This window comes from Legionella yabuuchiae, from assembly GCF_900640115.1.
GTDB lineage: Bacteria > Pseudomonadota > Gammaproteobacteria > Legionellales > Legionellaceae > Legionella_A > Legionella_A yabuuchiae.
On the sequence record NZ_CAAAIW010000015.1, the window covers coordinates 50,230 to 65,847 of the forward strand.

The following is a 15,618-nucleotide window of genomic DNA, read 5'->3' on the forward strand; positions in this document are numbered from 1 at the left end:
TAATAAGGTTCAGGCTTCAGAAAAAAATATTCTAATTCTGAATCCTGAACCATGGTATCCAAGCGCTTCTTTACAATCGAAGCAGAAATGAAATTAAGCGCTTAAAAGCAACTCATTCATGCGTTTTACAAAATCCGCAGGATTATCAAGTTGACCACCTTCAGACAATACCGCTTGCTCAAATAGGACAACCGTCCACTTGGCGAAGCGATCATCATCCTGGCAATCATGGAGTTGCTTAATTAAAGGATGATCAGGATTAACTTCAAAAATCGGTTTTGTTTCAGGAAGTTTTTGACCCGCGGCTTGAAGAATACGCTGCATCTCTAATCCTAAATCGCCTTCATCAGCTACAACACAAGCAGGTGAGTCAGTAAGACGATGAGTGATGGTAACGTCTTTAACTCGCTCCCCTAACACTTCTTTAATGTGTTTGAGCATCGGTTCGAAGGACTTTTCCTGTTGTTTAACCTCTTTTTCATCCACTAAATCGATTTTTCCTTTGCTGATGGATTGCAGTGCCTTTCCATCATACTCAGTTAAATAACTCACTAACCATTCATCAACCCGATCACTTAATAATAAAACTTCAATCCCTTTTTTCTTAAATATTTCTAAATGAGGACTATTCTTGGCAGCATTATAACTTGAAGCCGTTATGTAATAGATTTTATCCTGATCCTTCTGCATGCGATCCACATAGGTTTGAAGAGAAACAGTCTGCTTTTCTGAGTCCGATGCAGTGGTAGCAAAACGCATCAGTTTTGCGAGTGAATCTTGATTTGTCGGATCCTCAATCGGCCCTTCTTTCATTACCAGACCAAATTCATCCCAAAATTGTTGATATTTTTCAGAGTCGTTTCGACTTAACTTTTCAAGCATTGAAAGAACACGTTTTGTGCACGCAGATCGAATACTTTCTACTTGTTTGTTATCTTGCAGAATTTCACGTGAAATATTTAATGGTAAATCGCTTGCATCAACAATACCTTTAACAAACCTTAAATAACGAGGTAAAAATTGAGATGCATCATCCATAATAAAGACGCGCTTAACGTACAGTTTCAAGCCGTGCTTTACTTCATGTTGCCAGAGATCAAATGGTGCATGACTAGGGATATACAGTAAGCTGATGTAATCCTGTTTCCCTTCAACATGGTTATGTGACCAAACTAAAGGATTTTGAAAATCATGAGAAATATGCTTGTATAACTCTTGGTACTCTTCATCACTAATTTCAGACTTTTGTAATGTCCATAATGCCGTTGCCTTATTCACTGTTTCGTAGGCTTCTTTCTTTTTATCATCAGTTGCGGTCACTTTCATGACAATAGGCCAACAAATGTGATCCGAGTATTTGTTGATAATATTTCGAAGCCTCCATTCGCTTAAAAACTCCTCTTCCTCCTTTTTTAAGTGAAGCGTAATTGCTGTGCCGCGTTGTTTAATCGTTTCTTGGGCAATGGTAAACTCACCTTCCCCGGCTGACTCCCATACGACCCCCTCTTCGGGCTTAAGTCCTGCTCTGCGGCTTTTTACAGTGACTTTATCTGCAACAATAAATGCGGAGTAAAATCCTACGCCAAACTGACCGATTAAATGAGAGTCTTTGGCGGATTCACCAGTGAGCTTGCTTAAAAATTCCTTAGTACCAGATTTAGCGATTGTTCCTAAGTTTTCAATCGCCTCTTCGCGACTCATCCCAATGCCGTTATCGCTAATCGTTATCGTTTTAAGTGTTTCATTGAAATCAATGGTTATTTTTAAATCGGAATCGCCTTCGTATAACTCACTATTTGATAACGCAAGAAATCGAAGTTTATCCAATGCATCTGAAGCATTTGAAATTAATTCTCGTAAGAAAATTTCCTTATTGCTGTATAATGAATGAACCACCAAATTCAGCATTTGTTTGACTTCAGTTTGAAATCCCATCGTTTGCTGTTTACTTGTCATTGATAAATCTCCGTAACTTTTAAAAATTTAAAAAACTCTGGGCCGAATAGCTTTTAATAGCACTTTCGATAAAATAACTTTTTGTGGAATGCAATCGGGTGAATCCAGAGCAACCTATTTAAGAGATATATTGGGATGCTAGGAAAAATTTCAAGGGGCTCTGCCAGCAGGTCGCGTTTGTGGAACCATCCCAACGCGAGGACGGTGCATGAACACAGTTATGGTTTCACTTGTTTTGATGACTTTCCCATCAGCTCCAACAAGTTGAGCTGCAATCGAATGAGAGCCACGGTTGACGTCTTGTAATGCAAACACTGTATTGGCTTGGGGCTCGCCAAGCGGTGAGCCATCAAAAAGGATTTGTACTTTATCATCTTCCTTGAGTTCTGGAGTTACCTGTAGCATAACGGATATATAGCCTTGATTATTACGAATAGTAGCCTGATTTTGAGGCTCTACAATTTCGATTTTATAATTTTTGACTTCATCGCCCAGTTGTGGTGGCTCAGGAGTAGAAGCTTGCTCAATAGGAGGACTAGAAAACGTTTGCACAGCAGGCAAATCTACCTTCTCTGCACCAGGGCGGGGTTTATCGGTAAAGTGAACCGTACCACTGCTATCAGTCCATTTGTAAATTTGTGCTTGCATAGGCAGGCTTAGTAACACTAGAACGGCTAAAAGAACGATCTTTTTCATCGATGCTCCAGCTATATCATTTGTTTCGGATTGTTTTGGGGCTATTTCTAAACTCTTACACGGTCATATCCATGGTATAAAGAAACGTTCCCTAATAGCCCCAAAATACAATTAACTACTATAATATAGCTCGAATTCGAAAGGATGTACTAAACTTCGAACTTGCGCAATATCTTGTTCACGCAACTCAATATAGCTTTTAATAAATTCTTTACTAAATACATCCCCCTGTAATAAAAACTCATGATCATGACGCAAATGGTTGACTGCTTCTTCTAATGAGCTTGCTACGGTAGGAACATCAATTAACTCTTCAGGAGGTAGATCATACAGATCTTTATCCATGGGTTGCCCTGGATGAATTTTGTTTTGAATTCCATCAAGACCGGCCATCATCATCGCGGCAAACGCTAAATAGGGATTAGCCGTTGGGTCTGGGAAGCGGACTTCGATTCGACGAGCATTTGGGCTACTGACATGAGGAATTCGAATAGAAGCGGACCGATTACGTGCAGAATAGGCTAATAACACGGGGGCTTCAAAACCTGGGACTAGTCGTTTATAACTGTTTGTAGCGGGGTTCGTGAACGCATTTAATGCGCGAGCATGTTTGATGATGCCACCAATGTAATATAAGGCGGTTTCTGATAAACCGGCATACTGATCACCAGAAAATAAATTTATTCCATCTTTACTGAGTGATTGATGACAATGCATGCCACTACCATTATCGCCAACTAATGGTTTGGGCATAAAAGTCGCCGTTTTACCGTAGTTATGCGCAACATTGTGAACCACATACTTAAGAATCTGTAATTCATCGGCTTTTTTCGTTAAGCTGTTATAGCGGGTTGCTACTTCGCATTGGTTAGCGGTTGCTACTTCATGATGATGTGCTTCAACCTCAATGCCAAGGTCTTCTAAAATTCGGCTAATGGCTGAACGAATATCCTGTGATGAATCCACGGGTGGCACTGGAAAATAACCACCTTTAATCTGCGGTCGATGTCCTATATTGCCACCCTCAACGACTTTACCTGAATTCCATTGCGCTTCTTCTGAATCAATTTTATAGAAAGAGCCGCTAATGTTGGTTTCCCATCGCACATCGTCGAATAAAAAGAATTCTGGCTCAGGCCCAAAATAGGCTTTATCTGCAATCCCGGTGGATTGTAAGTACGCTTCGGCACGTAATGCTAAAGAACGCGGATCTCGGTCATACCCAAGCATTGTTTGCGGCTCAACGACATTACATCGAATAAACAGAGTATTTTCTTGATAGAACGGATCAAGATGAACACTGTCAAAATCTGGAACCAAGGCCAAATCAGATTGATGGATTTTTTGCCAACCCTTGAACGAAGAGCCATCAATCATTTTCCCATGCTCAATAAAATCATCATTTACAGCCGATACAGGTATTGTAATATGTTGTTCTTTTCCTCTTGTATCTGTAAATCGTAAATCGATAAATTTAATCTCGTGTTCGTTTATCGCTTGAAGCAGTACATCTTTACTCATCGTTATCTCCATGTAACAGCACTACGGTAATTTCCTGACGCTTGTGCACAATTCACCTGCGCTTAAATCTGGCTTTTCCCCAAGATCGAATCGTTGTGACTAAGATTCAGAGTAGTTTCGGGGCATGACAGGATATTTAATATAAAAAATGCCAAAAACATAAGCGCTAGATTTATCATTCCAGAGCCCAATTTACATTAGCTATACCCACGATACTGACTCTGTTTATTAGTTTACCTTAAGTGACTTATTAAACCCAATAGATTAAACTATTTAAAGAAGGATTATTTTTTTCTACATAAGAAATCTCATAGAGCTCTGCCCTATTGAACAGAGTTTGGTGGGCATGGATTATTCAAACGGGTTGAAATGGCAGCATACCAATATCAGGCAATAACGAAATCTGGTGCAACCTGTAAAGGGGTGATCGAAGCCGATTCAGAGCGCCAAGCCAGACAATTAATTCGAGAAAAAGAGCTGGTACCAACGAAAATTCACCCTTTAAAACGCCTGCATCACGGCAAGCCTAAAAATAAGCTTTCTGCGCAAGATTTATCATTATTCACTCGTCAGTTGGCAACTTTATTGGCCGCAGGAATTCCTGTTGAAGAATCCTTACGTGGGGTCATAGAACAAACCGATAAAGATAAAACTCGTCAGCTTATTATGGGCGTTCGAGCCAAAGTTGTTGAAGGGTATTCTCTCGCACAAGCGATGGCTGAATACCCTTATGCGTTTCCAGAATTATACCAAGCTACCGTCGCGGCTGGTGAGCAATCAGGGCGCCTTGATGTTGTTTTAGAAAAACTAGCGGATTACACAGAACAGCAGCAACAGACTCGCCAAAAAATTCAACAAGCCCTCATCTATCCCAGCTTAATGGTGTTTGTATCTCTGGCTATTATTAGCTTTTTATTAGCCTTTGTGGTTCCGAAGATTATAGAAGTATTTAGTACCAGCGGACAAACGTTACCTCCCATGACCCAAGTATTAATTGCTATCAGCGCCTTTATTGCCTCCTATGGGTTCTATATTTTAATTGCTTTGATATTGCTTTCCTTTACGATTAAAAGAAGTCTTCGTAATCAGACCGTTCGAATGTACTGGGATCGTGCTATGCTTAAAGTACCTATAGTGGCTTATCTGGTTCGTTCTGTTAATGTTGCCCGATACATTCATACTTTTAGTATTTTGTTTGCTGCAGGAGTCAACGTTCTCGAGACAATGAGAGTTTCAGCGAGTCTTCTAAATAATTTAGTGATTCGAAAAGCATTTAATGAATCTACAATTCAAGTTCGGGAAGGAACTGCAATTCATATCGCCTTGAAAAAGACAGGATTTTTAAGCCCCATGGCCATTCATCTGATTGCAAGCGGTGAAAAAAGTGGCCTACTTGCTGAAATGATGGAACGAGCAGCCTCTCATCTAGATAAAGAAGTGAGGCGTTTGATTGATACAGCGCTTACACTACTCGAGCCACTAATTATTTTGTTAATGGGGGCGGTGGTTTTATTTATTGTACTGGCAACGTTGTTGCCGATTTTTTCTATGGAGCAGTTAGTTATATGAACAAACGCAGTGGTTTTTCTCTTATTGAGATTATGGTGGTTGTGGTTATTCTTGGCATTTTAGCCTCTATTGTCGTTCCTAAAATCATCAGTAGACCCGACGAGGCCCGTGTTGTTAAAGCCAAGCAAGACGTATTATCTATACAAAATGCCCTAGATTTATATCGTTTAGATAATGGATACTACCCAACTACAGATCAAGGTTTAGCGGCTTTAGTGGATAAGCCAACGACAAATCCTGTGCCGCCAAACTGGAAACCTTATCTTAAGTCGTTGCCCAAAGATCCTTGGGGAAGAGACTACCTGTATTTAAATCCTGGCCAACACGGTGAAATTGATATATTCACCCTCGGCGCGGATGGACAACCAGGCGGCAAAGGCATTAACTCAGAAATTGGCAACTGGGATGCCAAGTAAGCGTTCTACTACACAGATGTTTAACTCGGGATTTACCCTCCTGGAAATCTTGATTGTCCTTGTTATCATCGGCGTTGCTGTGACTTTTGCACTGTTATCGTTTGGGGACTTTGGCGGAAAAAGGAAAATTATCATCGCAGCAGAACAATTTGCAAACTATATTAAATTAACGCAGCAACAAGCCATATTAGAAGCTAGCACCTTGGGTATAGACTTACGCTCTCATGGATATCAGGTCGTACGGTACGATCCACAAGGAGCCTGGCATAATGTCTCTGACAAAGGAATTTTTTCATTTCAAAAACTTCCTAGCTCTGCGCATATGCATTGGGATGGAAAACAATCACAACAAGATGGACCAGAAATTATCATTAACGCTTCAGGAGATATGAGTCCTTTTGCTGTAATGTTCGACTCAGACAATCAGTCAAATCTCGTTACGGTTAAAGGCAAACATGACGGACAGATTGAGATGGTTCTGGCTAAATGAGTATATCAAACAAATATAAAGGGTTTACATTAATTGAGGTTTTGTTAGCGCTGGCGGTGATTGCCATTGCTCTTACTGCTCTTTTAAGAGCTACTTCTCAAGATGTGGCTTATACCCAGCGTATCAAAGAACGGACCATTAGCCACTGGGTTGCTATGCAAGGTGTCAGTGCTATCCAGCTTGGGCTAATCACTGTTCCATCAGGACAACCAATTACAGAAGTCACCACAATGCTTAATCAGAACTGGTACTGGCGAGCCCAACTATTGCCCGGACCATTTAAAAAAACGCAGCTGATTTCCATTAAGGTCAGCACAAATCAAGCCGGACCGTTTACAGATGAGTTGATTGCCTATAGGTATTTGCCATGACCGTAAAGGGCTATACATTAATTGAAATTATGATCGCTTTGGCTGTGTTTGCAATTCTTGCCGTCATTACCTCAACCTCGATGTATCATGCGTTTACTACACGATCGCGTGTTAATGAACAAGCCGATCGTCTTAATTCATTGCAATTAACCATGACCATTATTGAACGAGATACAAAACAGATCATCGATCGCGCGATTCGAGGCAATGATATGTTATTAATTCCTTCATTCATTGGTGAGCCAAGTTATACTGAGTTTACTCGCGATGGCATTGTAAACCCTAATAGCATTGAGAAACGAAGTACCTTAAAACGTATTGCCTATCTTTGTCAGAATAATGAACTGATTCGTCGTAGTTGGCGCATGCTGGATACCCCTAATCGAGAACAATTTAGCGATAAGGTATTATTAGATAATGTGAAAGGATGTAAATTTGCATATTTAACTCGTAGTCGCCAAGTATTATCCCATTGGCGTGCTAATGCAGTTCAACAAAATCAAATTAAAGAACCACTCCCAGTTGCCTTGCAGATTGATCTTGAGTTGCGCGTTTGGGGGCGGATGAATTTATTGTTTATAGTGCCTGAGGCCTTATATGGTGCTTAACTTTAAACCGATTTGTCAATCTAGAGGAAGCGCTCTTTTAACAGCCCTGTTTATTATGACCTTAGTGGCCATCGCTGTAACGGCGATGAGCACTCGTTTGCATTTAGACATTTATCGGACTCGCCTAACCATTAATAGCGACAAACTGTATTTGGCTTCTCAAGGAGTTACTTTTTGGGCCATGGACTTATTGTCCAATCCGGAATTTAATAATCCCCTTCCCGAAACAACTGAATTTCCTAAAAGTAATGAATCCTTATACCCTCAAATCAATACCAAAGGAAGATTAATCGATCTGCAAGCCCGTTTTAACCTTAATAACTTGCAAGATAAACGCTATGAAGTGACGTTCAATCAACTTCTGGAGCAGGTGCTCAAGAGCATAAACGCTAATGAGCGTAAAACAATTGTGACTGGTACAGAACACTGGGTAATGCCCTATAAGCCAGATCGTGGTGCTGATCGTTTAGGGGGAATATACAAAACTAATAAGCCACCCTATTTACCCAGCCATCAACCAATGACATCGGTTTCTGAATTTCGCCTGGTGAACGGAGTGACCGCTAATACTTATCAAGTATTATTACCCTATATCACTGCATTACCTGAAATTACAGCGATTAATATCAATACGGCTTCTAAACCAGTTTTAATGTCTTTAGGCAATGGATTAACAGAGAGTCAGGTGGCTGATTTGAAAATGATTATTAATGATAGTAATTCTAAAGATCTTGCCAAATTATCAATGCAAATACAAAAATTTAATATCCCTTCAGAACAAATTACAACGGAAAGTATTTATTATTTGAGTGAGGCCGTAACCAAATCAGAGCATCTTTCTTTGATTAATTATACTTTACTTAAACGTTCCAAAGATGAGAAAGGTAACGTTACTGTCACGATTGAACTTGAAAGCTTAAATACTTTGTAATATACCTGTGATCTTATAAAATGCGGCAGGCCGGAAAAGAAAAAGGATAAATCACGCATTTTAAAAGATCACGGGTATATCTAATCAGTCGGCCTATAAATTTTCATAGATAAAAATTTATAACACTCTTCTGCACTCATGGGTTTAGAGAAGTAATACCCTTGACCGTACTGACACTTCTCAGCTCTGAGAAAATCTAATTGTTCTTTTGTTTCAATCCCTTCCGCGACTGTGGCGATATGATGCGATTGTGCCATTTGGATAATTGTAGTAATCAAACTTCTGCTTTCGACATTTTTCTCAATATCCATGATAAACGGAAGTGCAATTTTAATGCAATCCACCGGAAAATGTTTAAGATAATTGACGTTTGAATATCCCGTTCCAAAATCATCCAAAACGACTTGAACCCCCTTTTTTTGTAACGAAGATAAACAATAAACAATGTCTTCAGATTGATCAATCAAGGATTGCTCAAGCAACTCAATTTGCAACTGATGCGGATGTAGTTTAGTTTGTTTTAATACCTTCATCACATCGGCCACGACACGGCAGTTTTTAAACTGATCGGAGGATACATTCACATTTAATTTGATTGTTTCGAGTCCTTGTTTTTCCCATTCTCGCACTTGCGTGCAGGCTTCGGTAAACACCCACTCACCGATATCAGATATCATACCGATTTCAGTGGCCACTTCTAAAAATTGATCGGGTAGCAATAAGCCTAGTCGTGGGTTATACCAACGCAACAATGCCTCGACGCCAACAATTTTAAAGGTACTAAGCTCAATAATTGGTTGATAAAAAAGAATAAATTGTTCTTTTTTTAGTGCAGTATACAGCTCGTTTTCAATCTGTAAAAGCTCTTTAACATGCTCACCATATTGAGGCTTATATCTCATATAATGATTTGCACCTATTTTTTTACTTCGTAACATGGCAATATCAGCAAGACGTATCAGCTCCTCGGGTTTTTTACTATCGTACGGAGCAATAGATACACCTAGGCTACAAGTTAGGTTAAGTGTTGTATTTTGACAGTAAAATGGCTCATCAAATATTGCAATCAGTTGATTAGTTTTTGTCTCTAGCTCATTGATATGATTAATCACAAACACAATCACAAACACATCACTTACTATACGTCCAATTAGCTCGGCTTCAGGGACACGCTCTTGCAAACGTTGCGCAATATTTTTTAATAAAAGATCACCAATATATTGTCCGTATGTGTCATTGATTCTAGAAAAACGTCCTATATCTAATAAAATGACGGGAACTAACTTTTCGCGTGTTAAAGTCTGTCGAATTAATAATTGCATTCCCTGGGCAATCGCCATTTTATTAGCAAGTCCAGTTAACGCATCATACGTTTTGTGGTGAAGAATCTCCTGTTCAAGTTTTTTTGATGCTGTAATGTCCGTGACCGTTAAGACATAACCAACCACCTGGTCGTGTACGATTTGGATTCTAACAGAAACTTGATAAAACCCATCTTCTTTTAAGCTTGCCAACGTTTCATGATGAGGGCTTGAAAAGTCAGTGAACGTATGAAAGATACTTTCTTTGAATGACTTTGGATTATCCAGTTGTTCTGAAATAGTATCAATCACTTGGAATAAATTTAACTTATGACAATGCGATTCCGAAAGGTTCCACATATCAAGAAAACGTTGATTATAAAGCAGAATTTCTCCATGAGGGCCAGCTGCAAAAATACCATCTACCGTGGACTCTAAGGTTTCATGTAATAAATTAGATAATTGCTTTTCTCTGTTTGAGTTGTAAACCGATTTTTGAGCGTAAAAAAGGACCAAACCAAACAAAATAGCAAAGGCACTTCCCACGATAAATAATAAATATGTAAGGTAGGATTGGTTTCCATTTGTGATTAGTTGATCTCTTAATGAGAGCACAAAAAGGACGTTAATAAGAAATATTCCTAAAGCAAGAGCAAAGGGTGGGGTTCTCTCAAGTTTAATTTTATGAATTACGCAGAAATAGTTAATGGCACTTAAAAAAGTACACGACAATATTGCAAACGCGATCGCGGTATAAATAGCCATTGCTTTAGACTCAAATAGTGTTAAATAGCCAAGGTGAAATAGAATGGATGCAAAAAGCAACAGAAGTGATAGCTGCATACACACTGTAGTTTGGGTTAAAGTCCAATGCTTCTTATTGCACCAAGCTAAGATTACCCCCGCTAATATAAACGAAAGACTAGTGTTTGGTGGCATTCGACCAGTATATTGGCTCTCAGCAAGTGATTCATGGTAAAAAAATAAGGTGTCCACATATAAATTAATAGGAAACATATTTTGGAGAAGAGAAACACCTGAAAAAACAAATAAGAGAATGGCAAGTACTATGCTAACCTTACGATATGAATATAATAAAGCATAAATTCCTAGGCTGACGGTAAAAAAACCAAGCGATGTATTAAACATCAACATCTTAGCTTCTGGGACGGGATAATATTCAAAATACCAACCAAACATAATAGAACAAGCGATGATAATCGTCAGGCTATTCAACACTGAAGCTACATAGAAATTGATCTGTTGCATAAATAAAAAATACCCTTTCTACTGGATTAATCTCGTTGCCTATTAAAATTATCCGAAGATGTTTTCATACGGGCTTTTAGTGCTTTATATTGCTCCTCCCCTTCTTGGCGTTCCGCAGCAGAAAGTTGCGGCAAAAGACGTTCAAGATCTTTTTGCGCTTGTTCATATTCATTATCTGCAGATAGTTTTAACCAAGCAAACGCTTTAATTTGATCTTTTGTGACACCCGTTCCTACCGCATATAAATATCCCAACTTTCCTTGCGCCATAGGAAAATTTTGGTCGGCGGCTTTGCCAAACCAATAGGCCGCTTGCTGATAGTCCTTATCAACCCCCTCTCCAGATAAATATAATTGGCCTAACTGGGCTTGAGAAAATGGGTTTCCATTCTTAGCTGAATGCTGAAACCAGTAGGCCGCTTTAGAATAATCGCTCGGTACCCCTTCGCCAATTAAGTATTGATAGCCAAGATAGGCTTGTGCGTTGGTGTGACCTTGATTGGCGGCCTGCTCAAGCCAATAAGCGGTGGCTTTGGGATCAGCTGGAATACCGTACTCGCCACTATATAATAATGCTAAGCTATATTGCCCTTGCTGATCCCCTTGAAGGGCGGCTTTTTGATACCAATAATGCGCTTGTTTAACGCTTTTCTTAACACCATACCCCATCAAATATTGGTATCCCAAATTCACTTGGGCTTTGTCATATCCTTTTTCAGCGGATTTTTTAAACCATTCAAACGCTTTTTTTTCATCCAAAGAAACACCTTCGCCAGTAGCATACATTAAACCAACGTTTCTTTCTGCGATTGGATTTCCCTGCTCTGCTGCTTTCATATACCAATTGAAGGCTTGTTTAAAATCTTGTTTCACACCAGAGCCAGAATCATAAAGAAAGCCTAAACTTAGCTGGGCTAAAGAATTGTTTTTATTCGCGGATTTTTTATACCAAGAGATGGCTTTTTCCAAATTGGTGTTAACGCCTTCGCCGTATTGGTACATACGCCCAATTAAATACATCGCTTCTTCATTGCCATCGTTGGCTGAGAGAATTAAATGTTGATAGGCGGTGGTATAATCACCATTCTCATAGGCAGAGAACCCAATAAAGTCATCTGCAAAAGCTGTATTCACCGCCAATATTAAGGCGATAATCACAGAACGCATGCCCCCTCCAAAGTATATCCCTTATTCTTTAGAGTAGGATAATTGCACAATAAAGCAAATTATTTTTCATCCATTGAAGCATTCTTGAAATACGTTTTTGGTAATAATAACCAATAATGCCCCATATTTTTCATGTGGCCCGCAACGAAAATCGCTTCATCGCCAGTTCCCCAGTAGAGATCACCACGAACAGGGCCTCGAATTGCACCACCCGTATCTTGTGCGATCATTAAGCGCTCCAAAGGCTTTTTCTTATCATTATGATCCGGGCGTGTTGTTTTAAGCCAAAGCGGCGTACCAATGGGTACCCATTTCAAATCCACCGCCATGGAATACCCAGGCGTGAGTGGAACACCTTGAGAACCTAATGCTTCTTCTTGTGGATGCTTATGGAAAAAAACAAACGATTTATTTTGGTTTAACACAGAGCTAACTTCTTTAGGATTCGTCTTAAAATAATTACGAATACCTTGCATAGATGCATTTTGTTTCGTTAAAACACCACGTTCAATCAATACCTTAGCAATCGACGTATAAGGTTGGCCATTCTGCGCCGCATAACCAATAGCTAATCGTTCCCCATTTTCCAACTCAATCACTCCAGAACCTTCGATTTCAAGAAACTGTAAGTCGACTGGCGAATTAATCCACGCTAAAGCAGGAGCAAGCCCTTCAATAGCCCCCTCTAGAATCTCTTTGCGGGTATAGTATGGTATCAATGAGTTTCCTTTGACTCGACCAAATAACCGGCGATGATGTTTTAGATCAGAATCAAATGCACCAAGATAAACTGAAATTAAATTCTTTGGCACGCCATAAACTGGAACATTATACTGTTCTGTTTTAGTTAGACTGCCTTTCACAATAGGCATGTAATAACCCGTAAATAATCCTTTGACCGGTTGATCGGTATAAAAGGTAGCTGGTGAAAACCAGGTTTCAAAGAAAGATTTAATTTCTTGCTGTGATTTTGGATTTACCCTCATTGCCGCCTGACATATAGGCTGCCAGTCTTTCACTTTGAGTTCGATAAATTTACTGCCAACGGATTTTTCCGGATTTTGTTTCAAAAATGCTTTACAAGAAATTTTAAATGCTTCGAGTGATGGGCGAAGATTTGCGTTCTTCCAGCCAGGAAGTTGGCTAAAGGACTTTTCTTCTAGATGAATTTCTGGAAGAGGTCGCTTAAATTTATAAACATACAAACTTAATCCGGCAATAAGAATTATTACGAGAACAATGGTGTATGCAATTTTTTTGCTCATAGCCATAACATGTTATAATTTGATTCAATTTATACAATCTTTTATTATTGGCCAGATTTTGTCTTTAATCAATACTAATCGTGCAATTTGTGGAGAAATGACTTTTATTGCAACTCCCTACGCCATCGATTTGAACAAACGCCCATCGTTCCGAATCCTCGGACGTTATGAACTGCCCCAGAGCAAGTTAAACAAATAGTTATTGATGAGGTCTCGCATCAAAGAATCAAGCGTTACTTGCGCCTGTGATGTGCGTGGTAACTGAGTTCGGTTCAAGGCTTAAAATACGAAGAATTATTGGGGTGGTTTTTTAGAGGTATGTCGAGATCGTAATATACCCGTGATCTTTCAAAATGCGGCAAGACGAAAAAGAAAAAGCATAAATGACGCATTTTGAAAGATCACGGGTATATATCGGTCTATGCGGTTCAATTGTTTTACGATATTACAAAGACAGCCCTATGGTTCTATCCGGCTGACTTAGGTTCTCACGCAACGAAGTGAGCTCAGCAGACCTTACTTCATCAAGATGGCGAACGGCCGCCAAATCGATCGAGGGGCCCGGCCAACCATACATCGAACATCCCCTAGAACGCCCCCGCTCTAGCGCAAAACCAAAACCAAGGCCCGAAGTAGAAGCGGCCGCCAAAGGAAACCAAGAGCAACGTGTTCTTTTCATATCATTATAAAAAGTCAACGCCCTGGGTAATGTATCCTCTTTGAAAGATGGAGGCTTGCCGTCGACCAAAAATGAGCGGTCTTCGCGGCAGTATTCTTGTGCGACGTGCGCGGGAACCTCGCGCTGTGCTTTGCCTACGGCCATCCAGGCCGCGTCACGCTCATGCCAATTGCCTGTCTGCAACCATCTCTCAAAATTATTCACATAGTGCTCTAGTGCTGTGATGAGCGGCGTTAAATCAAAATGTTTGAAATGCTCGATAGTTAAGCCATGCTGCTGGTAGGTTAGACCTTCTTCTTCCATCTGTTCTACTCGAGCTAAGAGCTGGGCTTTGGTCTCCTCATCCATATGATCTTCTAACATCCGGCACATATGGGTGTCTTTGGCCCAATAGGCATATTCGAACGCTGTGCAGTGAAACGTTCGGCCGGAGTAATCGGTAAACTTGCCAGGGGTTCTGAGAATGCTTTGTTTGTCGGATGATGCTTGCAAAATAACATCCGCTTCCTTTTGTTTGCCTTTCGCCACATCCTCCAAGAATTGCCTGTTTTGGAAGGCGGGTGATGCACGACACGCTTCCTGGATTTCTTTGGGGAGACGTTCCCATTGGACGTCGCTCAGTTTATCCAGCAGCGCTTCTGGTTCAATATCAACCGTCATTACGGGTTCATTTTTGGCTGTGATGATTTCAGGACCAGTGGCCGCATCTTTGCGAATTTGCTCAAAGTATTTTTGATACGGGCATGTGGGGTCCACGATGTTCGCAAAATCCGTGCAAATTAAACCTTGATGGGTTACAAATTTAGCGTTTTCTCCATGGGCCTCAAGGTCTAATATCATGAAATCATCCATGTGTGGATTTTCTTTGGTGGCTGTGACCGTACGAAAGGCTGTTTCAAATTTTTGTTGAATGGCCTCTTTATCTTCTGCGCTTAAAGAACGAGATAATCCAAATTCACTTGCATGAACATTGCAAAAATCACAAAGTGCACTTTCCACATCATCGCCCGCACTTAATGCTTGCGACACCACTTCGACCAACGCTTGGCTTAACTCTGGAGAGGCATCCAGAATTACCCCAAAATTGTTATCGCTGATACCTTGTGCTCGGCAATACACATTCATCACGCCTAAGTAAAACTGGGTCAGAATGGACAAGCGCTCGGCTTTCTCTTCTTGGTTAGCAAAGGTGCCAAGGTAAAATGGCGACCCCTGAAGTAACGTCGACAGGTCGGGTGCGCAAACACCCAATAGTGCTTCGATATAATCGTTTGAATTAGCGTCTTCACCAAATCCCATTAACGCATCGATGTGCGCTTGATTGATTTCTTGTTTGACACTCCCATCATGGGTGCGGTTAAAATAGTTCTGAACATCAAT

13 protein-coding genes are annotated in these 15,618 nt (G+C 40.2%); 6 read left to right on the plus strand and 7 right to left on the minus strand.

Annotation, left to right across the window (positions count from 1 at the left end; translation table 11 throughout):
* Positions 1-93 precede the first annotated feature (93 nt).
* The 3 genes from htpG to glnA all read right to left on the minus strand — a co-directional run bounded on the left by htpG (position 94) and on the right by glnA (position 4,173).
* Positions 94-1,956: a molecular chaperone HtpG gene (htpG, locus tag E1O47_RS07155; RefSeq protein ID WP_133130578.1), complete on the minus strand. Its 1,863-nt coding sequence runs from the start codon at positions 1,954-1,956 to the stop codon at positions 94-96.
* A gap of 150 nt (positions 1,957-2,106) precedes the next feature.
* Entirely contained in the window at positions 2,107-2,652 is a 546-nt protein-coding gene (locus E1O47_RS07160; protein WP_133130579.1) for a DUF4124 domain-containing protein, read from the minus strand.
* 111 nt (positions 2,653-2,763) lie between these two features.
* Positions 2,764-4,173 carry a glutamate--ammonia ligase gene (glnA, locus tag E1O47_RS07165; protein ID WP_133130580.1) on the minus strand — a complete coding sequence of 470 codons (1,410 nt, stop codon included), beginning with the start codon at positions 4,171-4,173 and terminating at the stop codon, positions 2,764-2,766.
* Positions 4,174-4,542: 369 nt separating this feature from the next.
* On the opposite strand from glnA, the gene gspF reads away from it, so the two are divergent.
* Genes gspF through gspK form a run of 6 tightly spaced genes read left to right on the plus strand, consistent with a single transcriptional unit; the run spans position 4,543 to position 8,558 of the window.
* A complete protein-coding gene (gspF, locus tag E1O47_RS07170; protein ID WP_133130581.1) occupies positions 4,543-5,742 on the plus strand; it encodes a type II secretion system inner membrane protein GspF in 1,200 nt (399 codons plus the stop codon).
* Complete coding sequence (lspG, locus tag E1O47_RS07175; RefSeq protein WP_133130582.1) at positions 5,739-6,158, plus strand: GspG family T2SS major pseudopilin variant LspG; 420 nt, start codon at positions 5,739-5,741, stop codon at positions 6,156-6,158. Before gspF ends, lspG begins: the two co-directional genes overlap by 4 nt.
* On the plus strand, positions 6,148-6,648 hold the full coding sequence (gene gspH, locus E1O47_RS07180) for a type II secretion system minor pseudopilin GspH (RefSeq protein WP_165475064.1): 501 nt from the start codon (positions 6,148-6,150) through the stop codon (positions 6,646-6,648). The genes lspG and gspH overlap by 11 nt, the downstream gene beginning before the upstream one ends.
* The gene (gene lspI / locus E1O47_RS07185) at positions 6,645-7,019 is read left to right on the plus strand and encodes a GspI family T2SS minor pseudopilin variant LspI (RefSeq protein ID WP_133130584.1); all 375 of its coding nucleotides are present in this window, start codon (positions 6,645-6,647) and stop codon (positions 7,017-7,019) included. The genes gspH and lspI overlap by 4 nt, the downstream gene beginning before the upstream one ends.
* Entirely contained in the window at positions 7,016-7,627 is a 612-nt protein-coding gene (lspJ, locus tag E1O47_RS07190; protein ID WP_133130585.1) for a GspJ family T2SS minor pseudopilin variant LspJ, read from the plus strand. The genes lspI and lspJ overlap by 4 nt, the downstream gene beginning before the upstream one ends.
* Positions 7,617-8,558 (plus strand): type II secretion system minor pseudopilin GspK, encoded by a 942-nt coding sequence (gene gspK, locus E1O47_RS07195; RefSeq protein WP_133130586.1) that lies wholly within the window; start codon positions 7,617-7,619, stop codon positions 8,556-8,558. Before lspJ ends, gspK begins: the two co-directional genes overlap by 11 nt.
* A gap of 80 nt (positions 8,559-8,638) precedes the next feature.
* Here the strand turns inward: gspK and E1O47_RS07200 are convergent, their stop codons facing one another.
* The 4 genes from E1O47_RS07200 to E1O47_RS12265 form a co-directional block, all read right to left on the minus strand.
* A complete protein-coding gene (locus tag E1O47_RS07200; protein WP_133130587.1) occupies positions 8,639-11,128 on the minus strand; it encodes an EAL domain-containing protein in 2,490 nt (829 codons plus the stop codon).
* Between the two features lie 26 nt (positions 11,129-11,154).
* Positions 11,155-12,294 (minus strand): SEL1-like repeat protein, encoded by a 1,140-nt coding sequence (locus E1O47_RS07205; RefSeq protein ID WP_133130588.1) that lies wholly within the window; start codon positions 12,292-12,294, stop codon positions 11,155-11,157.
* Between the two features lie 59 nt (positions 12,295-12,353).
* The gene (gene mltA, locus E1O47_RS07210; RefSeq protein WP_133130589.1) at positions 12,354-13,559 is read right to left on the minus strand and encodes a murein transglycosylase A; all 1,206 of its coding nucleotides are present in this window, start codon (positions 13,557-13,559) and stop codon (positions 12,354-12,356) included.
* A 445-nt stretch (positions 13,560-14,004) separates the two neighbouring features.
* On the minus strand, positions 14,005-15,618 hold a 1,614-nt coding region (locus E1O47_RS12265), incomplete at its 5' end, for a hypothetical protein (RefSeq protein WP_165475065.1).